This is a genomic window from Tessaracoccus terricola, from assembly GCF_054776555.1.
Genome location: NZ_BAAHBS010000011.1, coordinates 1 through 22,338, shown reverse-complemented (window position 1 = coordinate 22,338; position 22,338 = coordinate 1). Strand labels below are relative to the sequence as shown.

The window sequence follows — 22,338 nt, the reverse complement described above, 5'->3', positions numbered from 1 at the left end:
TTAAAATAGCCCACCTAAAGGCATGTGTGTCGGAATAAGTTATGCATTGAACTCTATGCATGCTTAGGCACATTGTGCGAACAAAAAGCTTCATTAGCTCAATGGCAGAGCAGAATACTTCTAATATTCCGATTTTAGTTCGACCCTAAAATGAAGTAAAGCTATTCCTTGTTTATATTAAGTAGGGAATAGTCAAAATTTAAAAAGTAAATTTTATTTTATATAAATTGTTATTTTATAAAGGTTTCCATCAAATAACTTTAATTTTAAGGCTGTCAATTAAAAAAAAAGAAAATTATGAATAATTATATAAACGTAGACAATATTTACATAAACAATTATACAAATCTGTTATCTTTCTTAGAAGTTGTTTTATTATTATTGCCCGGATTGCTTGCTGTAGCTTATGTAACAGTAGCAGAAAGAAAAACAATGGCTAGTATGCAAAGAAGACTTGGACCAAATGCTGTAGGATATTATGGGTTATTACAAGCTTTTGCAGATGCTTTGAAACTTATATTAAAAGAATATGTAGCACCTACACAATCTAATATGTTTTTATTTTTCTTAGGTCCTGTTGTTACATTAATATTTGCTTTATTAGGTTTTGCGGTTATACCTTATGGTCCTGGATTATCTGTTTCAGATTTAGATTTAGGAATATTCTATATTCTAGCCGTATCATCTATAGCTACATATGGAATTTTACTTGCAGGATGAAGTGCTAACAGTAAATATGCTTTCTTAGGATCATTGCGTAGTACTGCTCAATTGATAAGTTATGAGTTGGTTTTAAGTTCTGCTATATTAATAATCGTTATGATTACTAATAGTTTAAATCTTAATGTAACTGTACAATTACAAAAAATGGTTTGATTTATGTTACCTCTATTACCTATTTTATTAATATTCTTTATAGGATCTGTGGCTGAAACTAATAGAGCTCCTTTTGATTTAGCAGAAGCAGAATCAGAACTAGTTAGTGGGTTTATGACAGAACACGCAGCTGTTATTTTTGTTTTCTTTTTCCTAGCGGAGTACTCTAGTATATTAATAATGTGTATATTAACTGCTATATTCTTTATGGGAGGATATTTAGTATCTTACGATATAATTTATTTATTAGATAAATTAAATTATATATGAGTTTATATCTTTGATATAGATTTAATACACTCATATGAAAACATTAAACTTCAAGAATTATTAAAAAATCCTTTTATGAATGGTTTATTCTCTGGTTTAACTATAGGATTGAAAAGTTCAATATTAGTTTTTGTTTTTATTTGAGTTAGAGCTTCATTCCCTAGAATAAGATTTGATCAATTAATGTCATTCTGTTGAACAGTATTATTACCATTATTATTTGCATTTATTGTATTAATACCTTGTATATTGTTCCAATTTGACGCATTTTTAATAAATGTGAATATATTCTAATGAAAAGAATGGAAAATTTAATGAAAGAAATAAGACATTTCTTTTTAGAATTCAAGCGTAAATAAAATAATTTTGCAATAGAGATAGAATAAGTAGTCGTCTAGTAGGATGCATAAAACATAATATTGCTTAGATACTTTAATACTCTTATAGAAGTATTATTCATAAACTTGGTTTTATTCGTGTATATTTTTCCAGAACATCTATCTTAATATTAATTTTATTATTAAACGGTGAATAAAGATTTTTGAAGAAAGCTAAACATGAATTATTTATTCGTGTTTTTATGATTATTATTAATAGTCCCTGTTTTAGGGATGTTTATTGTATCTTTATTAAATGAGACTAATGTTGGTAAAGGTTATGTTTTATATATGAAGAATGTAGCTTTAGGAACAAGTCTATTAAATTTAATTTTATCTTTTATTATATTAATTTTTTTTAATTTTAGTAGTAATAATTTTCAATTTGTACAAGAACATTATAATATACAACATTATAATGTATATTTAGGTATAGATGGGATATCTATATACTTTGTACTATTAACAACTATAATTATGCCGATAGCTTTAGTATCTAATTGAAATTCAATAAAACAAAATATTAAATCTTATTTAATCATAATGTTATTATTAGAGTCATTACTATTAGGAGTATTCTTAGCTTTAGACATGTTAATGTTTTATATTTTCTTTGAAAGTACATTACCTCCTTTATTCTTATTAATAGGTCTATATGGATCTAGTAATAAAGTAAGAGCAAGTTATTATATATTCTTATACACATTATGAGGATCTTTATTCTTATTACTATCTATATTAACTATATATTCAATAGTGGGAACAGTAGATTATGATGTATTATTTAAAACAAATTTTGACTATTTCACTCAAATATTCTTATTTATAGGTATATTTATCTCATTTGCTGTAAAAACTCCTGTAATATTTTTAAATAACTGATTATTAAAAGCTCACGTTGAGTCTCCTTTAGGTGGAAGTATAGTATTAGCAGCTATAGTTTTAAAATTAAGTTTATATGGTATATTTAAACTAATCTTACCTATTTTAAATAAAGCATCTTTAAACTATACTTTTGTTATTTATACTATAGGAGTAATAACTATCCTATATGCTAGTTTTAGTACATTAAGAACTATAGATATTAAAGAATTAATAGCTTATAGTTCTGTATCTCACGCAGCAGTCTATTTAATAGGAGCATTTAGTAACAGTATCCAAGGAATAGAAGGAGCTATAGTGTTAGGTTTAGCTCATGGATTTGTATCTAGTGGTCTATTTATATGTGTTGGAGGTATATTATATGATAGATCTCATACAAGAATTATATATTTCTACAGAGGTATGGCACAATTAATGCCATTATTCTCTATACTATACTTTATTCTATGTTTAGGAAATTGTGGTGCACCTTTAACTTTAAACTTTATAGGTGAATTTATGTCTCTTTACGGAGTATTAGAAAGATTACCTTTATTAGGAATACTTGCTTGTTCTTCTATAGTATTATCTGCAGCATATACTATCTTTATGTTTAACAGAATTTCTTTTGGAGGGTTCTTTACTCAATTATTAAAAGAAGAAAATATATTTGATGTTAATAAAAGAGAATTCTTAATATTATTAATATTAACAATATTTACTGTAGTATTAGGAATATACCCTTCTGTAATTTTAGATGGTTTACATTACTTTGTTAATAATTTAATATATAAAGTATAATTTATTTAATATTACCTAGTAATATTTTATTAAACTAGTTCATTTGTTTCGTTTATATTGCTTACTTTGATCCGTATTAAATAAGATATAATTTTTATACACATCTTTATTGATTAAATATGGGTTAAATGAAGGTTTATTTGTTTTTTTATACAGAATCTTCAAAATATCCCTAAATAAACTAAAAAGATGTTATTTTTCATAATTTAAAATAATACTTTATGTAGTATTAACCAAAATATAACAGAAAATATGCCTCAATTAGTACCTTTTTATTATATGAATGAAGTATTTTTTACTTTTGCATTAATAGTTGGAATATTATACATATTATCTAACTACGTGTTACCAAGAATAGTTAGATTATTTATTTCTCGTTTATTTATTAAAAAAATAAATAATATTTAGTTATATAATATTTTCAGAAATAATCTTAAAATTTTAACAAGGAAATATTATTAAATCATGTGACAAACAAACAAATACAAACAAACATTTTTTTTTTTAAGGCTGACAATTAATAATATATTTCTAATCTATGATAAACAATAATATCATTTACACATATTTTACAAATCCTTTAAGTCAATTTGAAATAAGAGATTTTTTTAACATAAAATTATCATTTTTAAATAATTTACAATTATCTTTAACAAACATAGGATTATACTTAATCTTAGGTGCATCATTTATATTAATAATCAATTTATTAAGTACAAATTATAATAAATTAATAGGAAATAAATGATCGATAAGTCAAGAATCATTATATGCAACTATTCAAAGTATAGTTGTAGGTCAAATTAATGCAAAACAAGGACAAGTATTTTTCCCTTTAATATATACTTTATTTCTTTTTATATTAATAAATAATTTAATAGGTCTGGTGCCTTACAGTTTTGCATCTACAAGTCATTTTGTTTTAACTTTCTCTCTTAGTTTCACTATAGTTATAGGAGCAACTATTTTAGGATTTCAAAAACATGGACTAAAATTCTTTGCTATCTTAGTTCCAGCAGGTTGCCCATTAGGTTTATTACCTTTACTAGTGTTTATAGAACTTATTTCACATTTAGCTAGAAATGTTTCTTTAGGTCTAAGATTAGCTGCTAATATCCTTTCAGGACACATGTTGTTAGCTATATTAGCTGGTTTTACTTATAATATAATGACTTCTGGAATTATATTCTTCTTCTTAGGTTTAATACCATTAGCATTTATAATAGCATTCTCAGGGTTAGAATTTGGTATTGCATTTATTCAAGCTCAAGTATTTGTTGTTTTAACAAGTAGTTATATAAGAGATGGTCTAGATATGCACTAATAGCTATTAAGTGAATTGTGTATACAATTTATTTTTAATACTAATTTTATTTTTTCAAATTAGTGATATAACAAGAAAAGTTCTGATTTTAAAAATTATTTATATGAATATAAAGGTATATAACAGAAATTATTCAAATAATATTAACAATTTCTTGTTAAACATATTTATTTGGCGAACGATTAATCCTGCATTAATGTATATTTTATTAATAATTTAGACAGAAAAAAGCTTATTTATATCCATAATGTTTATATTAATAAGTGATATGATGGAAATATCATAGCCATATGTTTATGTCTATTATTTTCTTTCATATATATTTAGATGAGTTTGGTGATAGCTCTGATTGAACGCTGTCTAAGTGCTTGACACATGCTAATCGTACGATTAATACAATTGAAAAATTAAATTAATAGTGGTGTAAGGGTGAGTATAAGATATTTTTGCCTATCTTGAAGTAAGGGGGTATTAAAATCCCTTATAATAAAAAAAAAGGTGGTAAGTTACCACTGCTTTGAGAGGACGATAAATATTGCAGGAAAAGGTAGTTGTTAAGGTAATGGCTTAACAAGCCGCTAATTTCCTTAGTCGTAACTGAAAGGTTGATCGATCACATTGGGTCTGAAAAAACCCCAATGCATATATGCACAGCAGTGAGGAATTTTGGTCAATGGCCTAACGGCCGAACTGGCAACTTAGGGAAATGACAATTGGTTATCAAATGAAGTTTTGTCTATATATTGATAATGACAATATATATAAAAAGTCTTGACTAATTACGTGCCAGCAGTCGCGGTAATACGTAAGAGACAAGTGTTATTCATCTTAAGTAGGTTTAAAGGGTACCTAGACGGCCAACATGACTTTATAAGTAGTATTTGGCTAGAGTTTTATGTAAGAAGTACAGTACTTTTAGGTGGAGAGATGAAATTCTGTGATACTCTAGGGACTGGTAAAGGCGAAGGCAGTCTTCTATGTAAAAACTGACGTTGAGGGACGAAGGCTTAGGTAACGAACAGGATTAGGCACCCCAGTAGTCTCTGCAGACAATGATGAATGCCATAGATTAGACATAGTTTGGTCTATAAATGAAAGTGTAAGCATTTCACCTCAAGAGTAAAGTGGCAACACCGGAACTGAAATCACTAGACCGTTTCTGACACCAGTAGTGAAGTATGTTGTTTAATTCGATGATCCACGAAAAACCTTACCACAATTTGAATACTTAATGATAAGTTAAGATACAGGTGTTGCACGGCTGTTTTCAGTTAATGTTGTGAAACTGTGGGTTTCTCCATGTAATTAACGGAATCCTTATCTCTATTTATAAAAGATATAATAGAGAATTTTTTCTGTATACCGGAAATAATAAAGAGGACAAAGACAAGTCATCATGGCCCTAATATTGTGGGCTATAAACGTGCCGCAGTACTCCTAAACAAAGAGATGCGAAAATGCGAATTTAAGCTAATCTCAAAAAATAGGATACAAACAAAAGGATTGTAGTCTGAAATTCGACTATATGAATAAGTAATTGCTAGTAATCGTGAATCACCATGTCACGGTGAATACAACCTCGGATTGGTACTAACCACTCGTCACATGCTGAAAGGAGTGCTCCGCAATAAGTTTGCTTTTTTATTATAAATATATAATAGTTATAATTAGATCTTTATAATAGGATTCACCGTATGCGAGACTCTGATTAGTGTTAAGTCGAAATACGGTTCGTGTAGTGGAAGTTGCACGGGATTGATTAACCATAACAAAAACGGAAATACTATATATTAGTATACCCAGGTCTGAAATTGCTTTCTTTTTTAAGAAAGCGTGTTATAGGCTGTTATTAATAATAATTATTAATAACAAAAGGAAGGTCCCGTTTGTAGGTATGACGGGTTGAGCTGTAAACTCAATAGCTTTTAGCTATCGAAGGTTCGAGTCCTTTTCTTCCTAAATAGGTATACATCCTACATATATATTTATGTACGAAAGAGAGTAATATAAAATTAAAATGACTACTAGTATAAGAAGTAATTTTCAATTTCATCCTTATCATTTAGTATCTCCTTCACCTTGACCTCTATACACTAGTATAAGTTTAGGGACTTTAGGGCTTACTACTGCTTTATCAATGCATAATTTTTACAATACATATATTTTATGATATATTTCTGTTGTATTAGTTATAGCCTCTATGTCTTTATGATTTAGAGATATAATAGCTGAGGGTACATTCTTAGGAGATCATACATTTGCTGTACAAAAAGGAATTAACTTAGGTATTATCTTATTTATAGTTACAGAAGCATTATTCTTCTTAGCAATCTTCTGAGCATTCTTCCATAGTGCATTAACACCAACTGTAGAATTAGGAGCTCAATGACCACCTATGGGAATAGATCCTATAAATCCTTTTGAATTACCATTGCTTAACACAGTAATATTATTATCAAGTGGAGCAACTATTACATATGGTCATCATGCTTTAATAAAAGGAGATAGAGCAGGAAGTTTATATGGTTCAATAGCTACAGTGGTTTTAGCTACTATATTTACTATATTCCAAGTTGTAGAGTATAGTGTATCTTCTTTCACTATAAGTGATGGTGTATATGGATCATGTTTCTATTTTGGTACTGGTTTCCACGGATTTCATGTTATAATAGGAACAATTTTCTTAGCAGTAGGTTTATGAAGAATCTATGCATACCACTTAACAGATCATCATCATGTAGGATATGAAGGTGGAATTTTATACTGACATTTTGTGGATGTGGTATGATTATTCTTATACATTGCGATCTATTACTGAGGAAGTTAGTAAAACAAATTTTAAGATGTATTTGTAAAAGGGGTTTTAGTATAATGGTAATGCACATGACTTTTAATCATCAAGATATAGGTTCGAATCCTATAAACCCCAAAGGAAGAATAGTCATCGGTAAGACAAGGTATCTACTAAATATTGTGTGTAAACACTTGAGTGTTCAAATCACTCTTCTTCCGTAGTCTTATTCGCAATGTTTTACAGTAAACCTTCTATTTGATCGATTTAAATACCTTATCTACTTAGGGAAGAATTCGATATATGTAATAGAATTTAGTAAGTTCAGTAGATCGAATAATTATAACAGATGAAAAGTTATAAAGTAAAATAAGGTAAATATATGGTAAAATTATATGATTAAAGCTTCTATAGGTTAATGGTAAACCAATCGTCTTCCACACGAATATTGTCGGTTCAAGTCCGGCTAGTTGCGTTAATTTTCCGTTCATCAAGGCTAGATTGGTTATAGTTCAACAATAACCTTATATTTAGACGGATGTTTTTAAGACTTAGTAGCTTAATTGGTAAAGTACTTCCTTGTCAAGGAAGGAGATGTCGGTCCGAATCCGACTTGAGTCGTTATTTAAATGAAAGAAGAATAAATCTCAGTAAGACAAGGTATTAATTAAATATTGTGTGTAAACACTTGAGTGTTCTTCTTCCGTAGTCTCATTCGTAGAGTCTTACGATAAACCTTACAGGTATAAAGGTTAAAATACGAATTTGACTGGTTTATTTTTTATTAATGAAACTATTACTAATAAATATAATGTAGAAGTATTAGATATACTATCTATATTTATTATCATATGTGGTATATACATAATTATTAGTAAAAACCCTATAGTTTCTATATTATTTTTAATAGGGTTATTTGGAGGTGTATCTTCATATTTAATACTAACAGGTTTAAGTTTTATAGGATTATCCTACTTAATAATTTACTTAGGAGCAGTATCTATATTATTTTTATTTATATTAATGTTAATTAATATAAGAATTAGTGAATTACAAAACAATAATAAAAATAGTGTAGCTTTAGCTCTTATAATCCCAATTCTAGTGAATTACTCTGTGTTTCCAATATTCCCTTATAGTACAGGAGTAATAAATAATTATTTTTCGAATATAAATAATATGTTACATAATAAATATTCAAATCAAAATAATATTAATATTACTGGTGATAATAATAATTTATATTATTCAAGTAGTAATGACTGAAGTGGAAATTTAATAGATGTGAATAATATTTCTAATATAGGAAATATTATGTATACTAGTTATAGTTTATGATTAATTCTTACTGCTTTCATAATACTATTAGCTATGGTTGGAACGATAGTAATAACAATTAAAAGATAATTTGAAAAGATAATTTGAAAAGAGATTAGCTTAACGGTAGAGCAGCCGTTTTACACACGGAAGGCTAGGCGTTCAAATCGCCTATCTCTTAATATAATTCTTTAACTTAAGGGTAAAGTGCATTTTTGATAAGAATGAAATTCAAGTTCGACTCTTGAAAGAATTATAAGAGAATTGGTCGAGTGGTTTATGGCGGTTATCTTGAAAATAACTAAAGATGTGTCTTTCATGGGTTCGAATCCCATATTCTCTGAATGTACACTATATTACCCCCTTAACCAACAATGACATTCACTGAGGAGTTGTATTTTCTCTTATCTCTTTGCAATTCAATAAATAAGAAGAAGTGGTAGGAGTTCTATTACCTATATCACTTAACCAACAATAATATTTATATTACAAAACATACGTTTTGTATTACCCAAAAAGTAAAGAATGAGTTATATAAGAGGCAGTGAAGGGGATGGGTGTGGATAAATTTGTAGGCTTCTATAGCTCAATGGTAGAGCTTGATACTGTTAATATCATGATAGGTGTTCGATTCATCTTAGGGGCGAAAATAAAACGGATTAGAGCCAGGTGGTTAGGCGCCTCGTTTGGGTCGAGGAATAGTTATGTTCGAATCGTAATAATCCGAACATTTATATTAAACAGAGATGTAAAATAATAGATATATAATATGTGTATATATGCATATATAAGTATACAAAGAGACTATTATGGATATTTAAGCTATGTATAACAGAGATTTAATTTATTAAAAAAATATTAACTCTAAGAGAAATTCTTTAGTAAACGAAGTGAAGTGAATTATCTTAGTAACTTCAGGAAAAGAAATCAAAAGAGATTCTATGAGTAGTGTGAATGAAAGTAGAGGAGCCTATAGTTATAAACTATACAACAAAGTAAAATTCAGTTTGAATATTACGGGGAACCTTCCTCAAAGGCTAAATATTATACATAAGCGATAGAGAACATAAGTACCGTGAGGGAAATAATAATTTGAAATAGTAGTTTTATAAGCAGTTCGAGCAATTTTAAGAGCAAGAACGTACCTTTTGCATAATGGGTCACCAAGTTAACATTAGATACAAGTTTTAGCGTAGCTAAACCAATTATCAAAAAAATGAGTAGTATCTATTGTTAGACCCGAAGCCTGGTGATCTTACCATAATCAGGATGTAAACAGTCCGAACGGAATATCGTTGCATAGATATCCGAAGAATTAGGGTAAGTTTAGTGAAAGACAAACCTGACCAGGATAGCTGGTTTTCTGCGAAACCTATAAAAGTAGGCAATTCAAACAACATCTTAGCAGGTACAGAACTTAATCTCTGACAAGGTGTAAATATTTTAAATAAAAATACATTTTAACTTGTATATATCGGGGGATCGTGAAGATTTTATCGGTGAGTATGTAGACTCGAAATGGCAAAGATGAATGTTGAATTATCAGACATAGAGTGCTAAGGTTGTATGTCAAAAGGGAAACAGCCCAGAACAAGATTTAAGGTTCCAAAATTATTAGTTAAGTGAAATTAAGAAGGTTTCTATTTGAGTCGACAAGAAGATGGGCTTAGAAGCAGCCATAATTTTATGAATTCGTAACAGAGCGCTTGTTAATTTTTAGAAGCATCGAAAATTTAACGGATCTAAACAATATACCGACATCTTGTCCATTTTTAATAGTGATGATATAATCACTGTTATATTATGGGGTAGCAGAACGTTGAGTTTATATTAGATTTTTCTTTTTTAAAGAGAAATATAGTGATACAACTCAAGTGAGAATGGTGACATAAGTAACTAAAAGAAGAAGAGTAATAGTCTAATTATTAGGCTATTATGTTATTCTCCGCCTTAAGCTTATGGATTTTTAAGTAACGGCCTCTAAATTAAAAATCTAAAGATTTTGATGATGAGAAAATCTTTATTACTAAACAACATTTAAAGTGTTAAATGTGCTGGAAAAACAGTAATATAAAAAACCGTACCTAGAAACTGAAAAAAGTAAGCTAGTAGAGTATACGAAGGCGTATAATGAGCTAACAATCATAAAGGAACTCGGCAAATTGACTACGTAACTTCGGAATAAGGAGGTCTCATTAGTCTTGATTAATATCAGGTAAAAAGGAAGAAGCATGAAATAGTGTTGTACGACTGTTTAATTAAAACACAGCACTTTGCTCAAAGATTAAAAATCTAAGTATTGAGTGTGATGTCTGCCCAATCCCGGCTGGTTAACAGATATAACTAAATTTTTTAAGAGAGTTTGGTGTTGACGGAACCCCCGGTCAATGGCGGCCTTAACGTGAGGGTCCTAAGGTAGCGAAATGCCTTGGCCGTTAAATGCGGTCTTGCATGAATGATTTAACGATACAACAGCTGTCTCTATGATTGACTCAGTGAACTTGGAATAGCTGTGAAGATACAGTTTACCTCTAGTTGGACGAGAAGACCCTATGCAGCTTTACTGTTACTAATTATAGGGTACGGAATCAAATATGTTTAGATTATAAGGTAAATTAGGTAATACAAATGGAAATCCTTTATATTTATTCCGTATTTATGAACTAATTTACTAATATTTGGAGACGAATATTGGTCAATTAACCTAGTTCAGCTTTTTTTAATAAAAAAGTAGCCTTAGGTAAGGAACTTATCGTTAGGAGACAGTTTATGCGGGGCACAGACCCCATAAAGAGTAAATGGGAGTGTCTAAGATTAATAATGTATGAGTGCATTTTGTATTCATCAAAATATTGTTTGTAATATTATACAGTTTTACTGTATTTTATCTTATCAAATTATTTGTTCATCTGCACGACAGATGTTTGAATAACAAGGTTTATATAGAAGTAGGTACGATTTTTATCTAACGAGAGATTAGATGTAATAAAAATATTATGAATTTTTCTAATATTTTTTAGTTATTATATTTTATAATAATGTTGACTATTACTTAAAAGGCTCAACGGCTAAATCGTGCCTTACTGTTTGATTAACAACAAATCTTACAGTTGCGTAAGCAGGGCGTAGGATCACAAGATGCAAAAAGGAAAGATCTTGGGTTATAGGTAAAGCTACGCTAGGGATGTTTGTCCTTTAATAATTATTTTATATAATTATTAATAATAAATTGGGTTAAATTCAAGAATTACTTTTATAAGTAAACTTGAAGCGAAATTCGTCTTGGCTAATTTTATAAATAAGATGAAAACGTTCAACGACTATAAGGTGAGATGTGCTAACAATAATCCTTTATAACACCCAACATTTATATTAAATACAATTTTACAAAAAAAAACAAAATAAGATTTATTTTTAATAAAATGAACAATAAACTAAAAATATTTAACAATAATATTAATAATAAATATAAACTTATACCATTTAACTTAAAGTTAAGTGACTATAGAGAAAAATATGAGGCACCAGTGGCCAAAGAATGAAAAAATACTGTGTATTTTTATGACAAAAATAATCTTAAAAATATACCTTTAAATGATCTAAATTTAAATAAAATGATAAAATCTTATTTTAATTTACATTTAAAAAACAAGTTTTTAAATATAAAACATATGTCTCTTAAAAGAAGACATTCTTTATTAAGAAGAGTATATGTAAGTAATACTGAGATTAAACATACTAATAATAAAGTAATAATAACTTTATATGTTCTAAATACTCAAAAAAAAGTCTTATATAAAAGATATCTGAAAAGTAAAAGATTCTTTGAGAGTTTCAGATCTAAGATTTTAAACATACAAAGAAGTTTTTTTGAAAACAGGATAAAATTTTTGAAAGATCAATTAATAGAAAAGTTTTTAGATAATAAGTTCATACTTAGAAGTAGTAAAGTTTTAGAATTTAAATTTGAATTGCTAAATAAAATAATGAATTATAGTAACTTATCTTTTAATAGATACATACAAAAGTATGTTTTAAACAAGTTCAAATTTGTTAGAAAGTTAAGTATTATAAGAAGACATGTTTATGGATATAAAATAAATAAATTTAAATTTGAAGAAATATATTTCTTATCTAAGTTAAATAACTTGTTAGTAAAAATTTTAAATAAAAAAATAGAATATAACATAATTAATTTAAAATCTCTTGTCTATAATACTGATATTTTTACTAAAGCTTTAGCCTTAAAATTAAAAAAAAGAAGATTCTCTGTAATGAGAGGAATAAACAGTATAATTAATAGAGCAAAGTTTCCTAAAGTAAATACAGTTAAAGAAAGAGCAGACTTAAGAAATCTTAAAGATAGAAATTTAGTTCATAATGTTTATAAAGATGGTCATCTATTGTCTAATTTAAGTAGTGATAAAGATTTTTTCATGTTTTTAAGAAATATGTACAATGTACAAAATAAATATTTAAGATCTCAAACTCTAAAATTAACTTCTCTAAATTCAAACAATCCATCTTATACTTTAATAGGTATTAATAATATGAGGAAAACAATTCAAAAATCAACATTTGATGAAATTCAACATAAAAATATGGGTGGTATAAGATTAGAAGTAAGAGGTAGATTAACTAGACGTTATAGAGCAGATAGAGCTGTCTATAAATTAAAGTGAAAAGGAGGTTTAAAAAATATAGAATCTTCTTTTAATAGATTATCTTCTGGACTATACAGAGGACACTTTAAACCTAATGTGACTTATTCAATAGCCAACTCAAAACGTCGTGTAGGGGCTTTTGCAGTTAAAGGTTGAATTAGTAGTAAATAATGAAATTGTATTAATAATAAAAATGAAGACATAGTCTGAACCATTTTGTGAAAAATGGAAATTCAAATGATAACAAATAGAACAGGCTAATTTGCGCAAGAGTGTACAAAATGAGTGCGCGGTTTGGCACCTCGATGTCGGCTTAACTTATCCTCATGGATGCAGGAACTATGTAGGGTACGACTGTTCGTCGATTAAAAAGTTACATGAGCTGGGTTAAATACGTCGTGAGACAGTATGGTTTCCATCCTCTAGAGGGAATTAGAATATAATAAGGAACAACTTTTGTACGAAAGGAACTAGAAGTATATATTTAATATACGTTGTTAACCTATGGTTTACCTGTTGTTTATATGCCCAATATTAATTTAAAATATAATAGTAATTATTATTATAATAGTTATTGTTATACGGGATTTTTCTATTATCACTTAGGTTTATATATAGTATAAGCATGGCAGGAAAGCTAAGTTAGCTAAAGTTAAAAGCTGAAAGCATATAGGCTTGAAACTTACCTTAAGATATTTCTTAAATATACGTAATATAATATTACGAACAGAATAGGCTTTATTTGAAATATTTAGGAATAAAGTACTAATTTATAAATCACTAATAAATAATATATCAAATTTGTAAATACTTTCGTCTGGTTAGCATAAAAGTAATGCAATTGTTTTGTAATCAATAGAAGTAAGTGCGATACTTACACTGGACTGTAAGGATTAATAGTCAAGTGGTAAGACAAAACATTTTCAATGTTTCTACCGTCGGTTCGAATCCGACTTAGTTCAAAGCGGATTAATGTAACAGTAACATATTTGACTCATGATCAGAAAACGTGGGTGCAACTCCCTCATCCGCATGAGAGGCTATAACTTAATTGGTAAAGTGTACTGCTCATAACAGTAATTATAAGTGTTCAAGTCACTTTAGCCTTAGAGTTAGTACACAAGGTGCATAACTTTTTATAATATTATATATAATTAATATTATGTACAGTTGTAATTTAAGTTCGTGTAGTAAAAATCCGAGTGATGGAATGGTAGACATAACAAACTTAAAATTTGTGAGCTAGCGCTGTGAAGGTTCGAGTCCTTCTTCGGATAAGGATTTAGAGAACCCCTCTATAGGCGAAAGCCTTTATTTAAAAGTTGCTTAATATAAAACCTCATTGTAAATCAAAAATGGTTCAAATTAGATATGAAGAGGAAGATATTATAAAGGGGGCATAATTTAGTTGGTAAAATATTAATTTTGCATGTTAAAGACTTAGGTTCGAATCCTAATGCCTCCAACCTATAATAGTTGTCTGGTATTTAAATCCAGAAATGTCGGAAGCTCAGGTAACTCAATTGGTAGAGTGAAATATTGAAGCTATTTTTGTTATAAGTTCGAATCTTATCTTGGGCAGCGGATGTGCTGGAATTTGGTAGACAGGTTCTGTTTAGGCCAGAATGGTGAAAACTGTGTAAGTTCAAATCTTATTGTCCGTATATAAGTATGCTTTGTAAAAAGTACTTTAAAAAAGGGTTTTTAATAATGTAGTACTTTTTAAGTTTTACTTTTATAAGAGAATAGTTTAATGGTTAAAACAAGAAGCTTCAACCTTCTCGATCTCGGTTCGAGTCCGAGTTCTCTTGTATATGTTGTGGACTAATGGGTAAGTCATAAATTTTTGGTATTTACTATTGAGTGTTCGAATCACTCCAACATAAGGTGAATATAGTTCAATGGTAGAGCGACTGTATGTGGCACAGTAAGTTCCCTGTTCGACCCAGGGTATTCACCCTTAAAAGCTAGGATAGTTTAACAGGTTAGAACTTTAATTTCATACATTAAAAATGAGAATTCGAATTTCTCTCCTAGTTTGTTAAATGATAATGCTAACTATTTTATTTTTATTAGTTTCTAATGCCGTTGTTTCAAGACGAGATTTGTCATTATTATTTAACAGAGTTGCAATAATTGGTTTGATTTATTGTATTTTACAGGACTTTACGAGTTTGTCTGTTATAAATAAAGGTATAGGTTTACACGGAGGTTTAGTTTATATTAGTAGTATAACACAGGTTTTCCATATTTTTATTTTTATAATAAGTATATTAATTTTACAATTAACTGGTTTTCATTATAGAAAACTTTGAACTTCGGAATATGCTTCTTTGAAAGATTTATTATTTAATAGTTTTTCTTATTATAGAACTAAAATTGTGAATAAAATGGGAGAACAATTTAAAATAATAGAATACCCTCTTATTTTATTATTTATAATAACAGGTGCATGTCTATTAATTTCAACTAATGACTTAGTTTCTATTTTTCTTTCAATAGAATTACAAAGTTATGGTTTATATTTACTTAGTACTATATATAGAAATTCTGAATTATCTACAATAGGTGGTTTAATTTACTTTTTAATAGGAGGATTAAGTTCATGTTTCATTTTACTAGGTACTAGTTTATTGTATGCTAATTCAGGTACTAGTAGTTTAGATGCTATATATATTATTAATAATATAAGTGATATGACTGCTATAAATTCTTGATATAAACCTTATTATATTAACTTTTCTTTATTAATATTTAGTCTAGGGTTTTTAGTCAAAATTGGTGCTGCTCCTTTCCATTTCTGATCTCCGGATGTTTATGATGCTATACCTACAGTAGTTACTGCTTTTGTAGCTATAATTGCAAAAATTTCTATTTTTATATTTTTATTACAATTGGTTTATTATACAAATAATAATTTTTTTGAAATAAGTTGAACTTTTAGTTTAATAATGAGTTCATTTTTATCTTTAATAGTTGGTACTGTTGTCGGTTTAACTCAATTTAGAATAAAAAGATTACTTGCTTATAGTACTATTTCTCATGTAGGGTTTATATTATTAGCTTTATCTGTGTCAAGTATAGAATCTATTCAGGCATTTATATTTTATATAGTTCAATATTCTATTAGTAATTTAAATATATTTATAATTTTAATTGCCATAGGTTATTCTTTTTATTCATATATAAATGATAATGTTGAAAAAGATAATTTAGTAGATAGAAATAATTCACCTATACAGTTAGTTAGTCAATTAAAAGGATTCTTTTACATAAATCCTTTCTTGGCTATAAGTCTAGCTATTACAATATTTTCTTTTGTAGGTATACCTCCTCTTATAGGATTCTTTGGAAAACAGATGGTTTTAAGTGCAGCATTAGATAAAGGATATGTATTTATAGTTTTAATAGCAATATTTACAAGTGTTATAGGTGGAGTTTACTATTTAAATATAGTAAAAGAAACTTTCTTCTATAAACCTGCTTCTATTATTAATCCTTCTATAAAAGAATTTAAAATATTAGGATCGGTAAGAGATACATCTAATAAAGAAATTAAAAAAATCTCAGCAAATTATACTAATATTGTTTTAAGTAGTCCAATTGCTTTCACAATATCAGTTATAACATTAATAATTTTATTATTCATATTTATTAATAACGAATGATTAAGTATGGGTACCATATTGGTACAAATATTGTTTGAGAATTAAATGAGTAGTATGACTTTCTTATTTATATTTGTAGTAGCTTTAGCTATAATATTTTTATTATTAAATTTTATATTTGCACCTCATAATCCTTATCAAGAGAAATATAGTATATTTGAATGTGGATTTCATAGTTTTTTAGGTCAAAATAGAACTCAATTTGGAGTTAAATTCTTTATTTTTGCTTTAGTATATTTATTATTAGATTTAGAAATTGTTATGATATACCCTTTTGCTGTTAGTGAATACGAAAACGGTGTTTATGGACTAATAGTAGTTCTTATTTTTATAGTTATTGTAACAGTAGGTTTTATCTTTGAATTAGGTAAAAATGCATTAAAAATAGAAAGTAAACAAACAAAAGAGATACATGGAAATTTTGCTTACTTAGATAAGTAATTTTAGAAAATAATTATTTAAATAATATTAACAATTTCTTGTTAAACATATTTGGCAAACGATTAATATAGCCGCACCATCAAATAACCCTTCCAATACTGAAAGGGCGGATGCGGACGTTATTAAAAGAAGTGCGGATTTCCCCTATATAGACTCTTCGAAAAAGACTAAGAGGTAACGTTCTTAGTTTAGTCCTATAAAGGGGGGTAGTTATTACCTCCCCCTAGCGCTGATTGTTGTCATAGGTGAAAAGGGGGGGGGGGGGGTCAGGTAATAGTTACCTGAAAGATTATGTTATAGATGGTCTATGCTTAGATTGCAAATCTTTAGCTTGAGGTTCGATTCCTCCATAGTCTTGTTTTAAAAATACAAAGACATATAATATTTAATAATATTAGTCTTTAAAAAAAAATTAAGGTGTGTATACTTAAATACATACTAAAAATTTTTCTTATCAATAAAATAAAATAAAATGAGAACATTAAAACATAATTCTTTATTAAAATTAGTTAATTCATATCTTATAGATGCTCCTCAGCCTACTAATATCAGTTATAACTGAAATTTTGGATCTTTATTATTATTATGTTTAGTTATTCAAATTATAACAGGTATAACTTTAGCTATGCATTATAACCCTAGTGTAGCTGAGGCTTTTAATTCTATAGAACATATCATGAGAGACGTAAATAACGGATGATTAGTACGTTATTTACATAGTAATACAGCTTCTGCTTTTTTCTTCTTAGTATATTTACATATAGGAAGAGGTATATATTATGGGTCTTATAAAAGTCCTAGATTTACAACTTGAGTTATAGGAGTAATAATTCTTATAGTGATGATGGGAACAGGATTTTTAGGTTATGTACTACCTTATGGGCAAATGAGTTTATGAGGTGCTACAGTTATTACTAACCTTATAAGTGCAATTCCATGAATAGGACAAGATATTGTTGAGTTTATTTGAGGTGGATTCTCAGTAAATAATGCAACTTTAAATAGATTCTTTTCTTTACATTTTGTGTTACCATTTGCATTAGTTGCATTAGTATTAATGCATTTAATAGCTCTTCATGACACAGCAGGATCTACTAACCCTTTAGGTATCTCAGGTAATTACGATAGAATACCTTTTGCTCCTTATTATCTATTTAAGGATTTAGTTACAATATTTATACTTATTTTTGTTTTAAGTAATTTCGTATTCTTTGCACCTAATGTGTTAGGAGATAGTGATAATTATATTATGGCTAACCCTATGCAAACTCCTGCTGCTATAGTTCCGGAATGATATTTATTACCGTTCTATGCTATATTAAGATCTATTCCTAATAAATTATTAGGAGTTATTGCAATGTTTAGTGCATTATTAATAATGTTAATATTACCAGTAACAAATTTAAGTAAATTAAAAAATCTACAATTCAGACCATTTAGTAAAATAATGTTCTTCATATTTGTTGTAAATTTCATTATTCTAATGATTATAGGGGCTAAACATGTAGAAAGTCCTTATATAGAATTAGGTCAATTAAGTACTCTTCTATTCTTTGGATATTTTGTAGTATTAGTGCCTGTTGTCACAGGTATCGAGAATTTTATCTCTAATATCTCTATGTCTTCTCGTTAATTTTAGTAATAAAATAATTAGGAGTCTACGTGTGAATATTTTTTCAATATATAGGTAAATCTTAAAATATTTAAAATAAAATATGATACAATCTGCAAAAATAATAGGAACTGGATTAGCTACTACAGGTTTAATAGGAGCAGGAGCAGGAATTGGTATAGTTTTTGGTGCTCTAATTTTAGGGGTTGCTAGAAATCCTTCACTAAGAGGTCAATTATTTTCTTATGCTATATTAGGCTTTGCTTTCTCAGAAGCTACAGGATTATTTGCATTAATGATGGCATTTTTACTATTGTATGTGGCTTAATAAATTATTTAGGTTATGTACATGAGTCGCCGGGTAATGAAATTTCTGTTATTGTTATTCCTTATAATTAATATATTAATAGTTTAAGTTAATTTTTTTTTATAAAAAAAAACCTGATTATACTAAAAAAAAATGATAAATATCTTAAATAATTTACAAGTAAGATTAGATGCGCCTACTCCTTGAGGTATATACTTTCAAGATAGTGCAACACCTCAAATGGAGGGTTTAGTAGAATTACATGATATAATAATGTACTACTTAGTAATAATATTATTTAGTGTAGGATGAGTATTATTTTCAGTAATATGAAATTTTAATAACAATAAATCACCTATATCACATAAATATTTAAATCACGGGACATTAATAGAGTTAATATGAACTATTACTCCTGCTTTAGTATTAATACTAATAGCTTTCCCTTCTTTTAAACTGTTATATTTAATGGATGAAATAAATGATCCGTCTATGACTATAATAGCAGAAGGTCATCAATGATATTGAAGTTATCAATACCCTGATTTCTTAGATTCAAATAATGACTTAATAGAATTTGATTCTTACATAATACCAGACTCAGATTTAGAGCCTGGAGCTTTAAGATTATTAGAGGTAGATAATAGAGTGATTCTTCCTGAATTAACTCATATCAGAATACTAGTAACTTCTGGGGATGTAATACATTCTTTTGCTGTACCTTCTTTAGGTGTTAAAATTGATGCATACCCTGGTAGATTAAATGAAATATCTGTTTTCATAAATAGAGAAGGAGTATATTACGGACAATGTTCTGAAATATGCGGTTTATTGCATTCTTCTATGCCTATTGCAATTGAAGCTATAAGTCCTTCTAAGTTTATAAATTGACTATATAATTACGAATAAAAGAGGTATTAAGGGGTAAGATGCCCTTTTAATAGGGTAATATTTCTCTTTTTAAAAGGGCATTATTCTTAATAGGGAAAGAGTAGTGATACGGCCACTGAATTATAAGTTCGAGTCTTATATGTCCTTCTATAGTACCTCCATATACTAAATATCTCATGATTTAAAAATCATGAGATATCTTTAATTAGAAGTTTATATTAATATGTAGTATACTATATATACTACTAAATTATAATAAACCTATAATGTTTTACTTGAATAATTTTAAAAACAATAAAAAAAAACCATGAGTTTAACTTTAATACTTTTTTTAATAGGGATCTTAGGATTCGTATTTAATAGAAAAAATATAATATTGATGCTTATTTCAATTGAAATAATGCTATTATCTGTAACATTCCTAATATTAGTAAGTTCTATAAGTTTAGATGATATAATAGGACAAAGTTATGCAATATACATAATAATAACAGCTGGGGCTGAATCTGCAATAGGATTAGGAATCTTAGTTGCTTTTTATAGATTAAGAGGATCTATTGCATTTGAAAATAAATAATGTATTTAAGTATAATATTTTTACCTTTATTAGGGTCTACAGTATCTGGATTTTTTGGTAGAAAATCTGGTGTAACAGGATCACATATTATTAGTAGTAGTAGTGTTGTAATAACAACAATTTTAGCTATTATCGCCTTCTTTGAAGTAGGTTTTAATAATAATACCGTATCCATTTCTTTATTTGATTGAATAGTAAGTGAATCATTCAACATAGTATGAAATTTCCAATTTGATAGTTTAACAGTATCTATGCTAATCCCTGTATTAGTAATAAGTTCTCTAGTTCATATTTATTCTATAGGATATATGAGTAGTGACCCACATAACCAAAGATTTTTTAGTTATTTAAACTTATTTACTTTTATGATGATATTATTAGTTACAGGAAACAATTATTTATTAATGTTTGTAGGATGAGAAGGTGTAGGAGTTTGTTCTTATCTTTTAGTTAGTTTCTGATTCACTAGAATAGCAGCTAATCAAAGTTCTATCTCTGCTTTCTTAACTAATAGAGTAGGTGACTGTTTTTTACTAATAGGTATGCTAGGTTTATTATGAACTTTAGGTAATTTAGATTACAGTACTATCTTTTCACTAGCTCCTTATATAAATACAAATGTTGTAACTATAATAGGAATATGTTTATTAATAGGTGCTATGGCTAAAAGTGCTCAAATAGGACTACATATTTGATTACCTATGGCTATGGAGGGTCCTACTCCTGTTTCTGCATTAATACACGCAGCTACTATGGTTACTGCTGGAGTATATTTATTAATACGTTCATCTCCACTTATTGAGTATAGTTCTACATTATTACTAATATGTCTATGATTAGGTGCTATAACAACTTTATCTAGTTCTATGATAGGTTTATTCCAAGGAGACATAAAAAAAATAATAGCCTACTCTACTATGAGTCAATTAGGTATGATGGTCGTTGCAATAGGGTTATCTTCATATAATGTTGCTTTATTCCATCTTATAAATCATGCCTTTTATAAAGGATTATTATTCTTAGGGGCTGGTGCTGTTATTCATGCTGTGGGTGACAATCAAGATCTAAGAAAATATGGTGGATTAATACATTGATTACCTTTAAGTTATTCTGTAATTTTAATAGCTAGTCTTAGTTTAGTAGCATTCCCGTTTATGACAGGGTTCTATAGTAAAGATCTTATATTAGAATCTTCTTATGGTCAATACCATTTCCCTAGTATAGCTGTATACTTTATAGCAGTTATAGGTGCAATATTTACTACATTGTACTCAGTTAAAGTATTATATTTAACTTTTATAGCTAACCCGAATGGATCTTTAAATTACTATAAAAATGCACACGAGGGTAATATTTTTATGAGTCTTCCTTTAATTATTTTAGCTATTTTCTCCATTTATTTTGGATTCTTAACTAAAGACATTTATGTAGGTTTAGGATCAGGATTCTTTAATAATAATAGTATTTTTATCCACCCTTTACATGAAATTTTAATAAGTGCAGAATTTGGGCTTAGTGCTATAATAAAATTATTACCATTTATCTTAACAGTAATTGCTAC

10 protein-coding genes, 11 tRNA genes, 2 rRNA genes and 9 pseudogenes are annotated in these 22,338 nt (G+C 27.9%); all 32 read left to right on the top strand.

All coding sequences use genetic code 11. The features are described 5' to 3' along the window. The first annotated feature begins 297 nt into the window (after positions 1–297). Positions 298–1,146 (top strand): annotated as a pseudogene (locus ACYU7G_RS17380) (complex I subunit 1 family protein). Between the two features lie 920 nt (positions 1,147–2,066). Next, positions 2,067–3,185: pseudogene (locus ACYU7G_RS17375) on the top strand (complex I subunit 4 family protein). 751 nt (positions 3,186–3,936) lie between these two features. Then, positions 3,937–4,509 carry a F0F1 ATP synthase subunit A gene (gene atpB / locus ACYU7G_RS17370; protein WP_461110075.1) on the top strand — a complete coding sequence of 191 codons (573 nt, stop codon included), beginning with the start codon at positions 3,937–3,939 and terminating at the stop codon, positions 4,507–4,509. A gap of 321 nt (positions 4,510–4,830) precedes the next feature. Continuing rightward, positions 4,831–6,276 (top strand): 16S ribosomal RNA (locus tag ACYU7G_RS17365). Between the two features lie 454 nt (positions 6,277–6,730). After that, positions 6,731–7,210 (top strand): annotated as a pseudogene (locus ACYU7G_RS17360) (cytochrome c oxidase subunit 3). A 156-nt stretch (positions 7,211–7,366) separates the two neighbouring features. Next, positions 7,367–7,438 (top strand) — tRNA-Lys (locus tag ACYU7G_RS17355). A gap of 410 nt (positions 7,439–7,848) precedes the next feature. Then, positions 7,849–7,921 (top strand) — tRNA-Asp (locus tag ACYU7G_RS17350). Between the two features lie 144 nt (positions 7,922–8,065). Continuing rightward, positions 8,066–8,566 (top strand): NADH-quinone oxidoreductase subunit J, encoded by a 501-nt coding sequence (locus tag ACYU7G_RS17345; RefSeq protein WP_461110072.1) that lies wholly within the window; start codon positions 8,066–8,068, stop codon positions 8,564–8,566. A 160-nt stretch (positions 8,567–8,726) separates the two neighbouring features. Continuing rightward, a tRNA-Val gene (locus tag ACYU7G_RS17340) sits at positions 8,727–8,798 on the top strand. A gap of 77 nt (positions 8,799–8,875) precedes the next feature. Next, positions 8,876–8,960 (top strand) — tRNA-Ser (locus ACYU7G_RS17335). A 232-nt stretch (positions 8,961–9,192) separates the two neighbouring features. Beyond that, positions 9,193–9,263, top strand: a tRNA-Asn gene (locus tag ACYU7G_RS17330). Between the two features lie 138 nt (positions 9,264–9,401). Then, positions 9,402–11,833, top strand: a 23S ribosomal RNA gene (locus tag ACYU7G_RS17325). A 335-nt stretch (positions 11,834–12,168) separates the two neighbouring features. Beyond that, positions 12,169–13,299: a hypothetical protein gene (locus ACYU7G_RS17320; protein ID WP_461110071.1), complete on the top strand. Its 1,131-nt coding sequence runs from the start codon at positions 12,169–12,171 to the stop codon at positions 13,297–13,299. Between the two features lie 872 nt (positions 13,300–14,171). Next, positions 14,172–14,243: transfer RNA gene (locus ACYU7G_RS17315), tRNA-Glu, on the top strand. A gap of 1 nt (position 14,244) precedes the next feature. Further along, positions 14,245–14,315: transfer RNA gene (locus ACYU7G_RS17310), tRNA-Met, on the top strand. 162 nt (positions 14,316–14,477) lie between these two features. Next, positions 14,478–14,558 (top strand) — tRNA-Leu (locus ACYU7G_RS17305). Between the two features lie 116 nt (positions 14,559–14,674). Beyond that, positions 14,675–14,746: transfer RNA gene (locus ACYU7G_RS17300), tRNA-Ala, on the top strand. A 43-nt stretch (positions 14,747–14,789) separates the two neighbouring features. Then, positions 14,790–14,862: transfer RNA gene (locus ACYU7G_RS17295), tRNA-Phe, on the top strand. Next, positions 14,863–14,945: transfer RNA gene (locus tag ACYU7G_RS17290), tRNA-Leu, on the top strand. It begins immediately after the preceding tRNA gene. Between the two features lie 726 nt (positions 14,946–15,671). Beyond that, positions 15,672–15,998, top strand: a complete 327-nt coding sequence (locus ACYU7G_RS17285; RefSeq protein ID WP_461110070.1) for a proton-conducting transporter transmembrane domain-containing protein — start codon at positions 15,672–15,674, stop codon at positions 15,996–15,998. Between the two features lie 234 nt (positions 15,999–16,232). After that, positions 16,233–16,949, top strand: a complete 717-nt coding sequence (locus ACYU7G_RS17280; protein WP_461110069.1) for a proton-conducting transporter transmembrane domain-containing protein — start codon at positions 16,233–16,235, stop codon at positions 16,947–16,949. A 54-nt stretch (positions 16,950–17,003) separates the two neighbouring features. Continuing rightward, complete coding sequence (locus tag ACYU7G_RS17275; RefSeq protein WP_461110068.1) at positions 17,004–17,390, top strand: NADH-quinone oxidoreductase subunit A; 387 nt, start codon at positions 17,004–17,006, stop codon at positions 17,388–17,390. A 574-nt stretch (positions 17,391–17,964) separates the two neighbouring features. Continuing rightward, a pseudogene (locus tag ACYU7G_RS17270) lies at positions 17,965–18,204 on the top strand (DUF4405 domain-containing protein); the annotation flags it as partial. A 168-nt stretch (positions 18,205–18,372) separates the two neighbouring features. Continuing rightward, positions 18,373–18,684: pseudogene (locus ACYU7G_RS17265) on the top strand (cytochrome b N-terminal domain-containing protein); the annotation flags it as partial. A gap of 12 nt (positions 18,685–18,696) precedes the next feature. Further along, a pseudogene (locus tag ACYU7G_RS17260) lies at positions 18,697–19,023 on the top strand (hypothetical protein); the annotation flags it as partial. A gap of 82 nt (positions 19,024–19,105) precedes the next feature. Then, entirely contained in the window at positions 19,106–19,330 is a 225-nt protein-coding gene (locus ACYU7G_RS17255) for an ATP synthase subunit C family protein (protein WP_461110067.1), read from the top strand. A gap of 189 nt (positions 19,331–19,519) precedes the next feature. Beyond that, positions 19,520–19,621: a cytochrome c oxidase subunit II transmembrane domain-containing protein gene (locus ACYU7G_RS17250; protein ID WP_461110074.1), complete on the top strand. Its 102-nt coding sequence runs from the start codon at positions 19,520–19,522 to the stop codon at positions 19,619–19,621. A 228-nt stretch (positions 19,622–19,849) separates the two neighbouring features. After that, a pseudogene (locus ACYU7G_RS17245) lies at positions 19,850–20,200 on the top strand (cytochrome c oxidase subunit II); the annotation flags it as partial. A 307-nt stretch (positions 20,201–20,507) separates the two neighbouring features. Further along, a complete protein-coding gene (gene nuoK / locus ACYU7G_RS17240) occupies positions 20,508–20,777 on the top strand; it encodes an NADH-quinone oxidoreductase subunit NuoK (RefSeq protein WP_461110066.1) in 270 nt (89 codons plus the stop codon). Positions 20,778–21,010: 233 nt separating this feature from the next. Further along, positions 21,011–21,196, top strand: a pseudogene (locus ACYU7G_RS17235) (hypothetical protein); the annotation flags it as partial. Between the two features lie 282 nt (positions 21,197–21,478). Next, a pseudogene (locus ACYU7G_RS17230) lies at positions 21,479–21,871 on the top strand (proton-conducting transporter transmembrane domain-containing protein). 60 nt (positions 21,872–21,931) lie between these two features. Continuing rightward, positions 21,932–22,338, top strand: a 407-nt coding sequence (locus ACYU7G_RS17225; RefSeq protein ID WP_461110065.1) for a hypothetical protein, incomplete at its 3' end; no start/stop codon positions are given.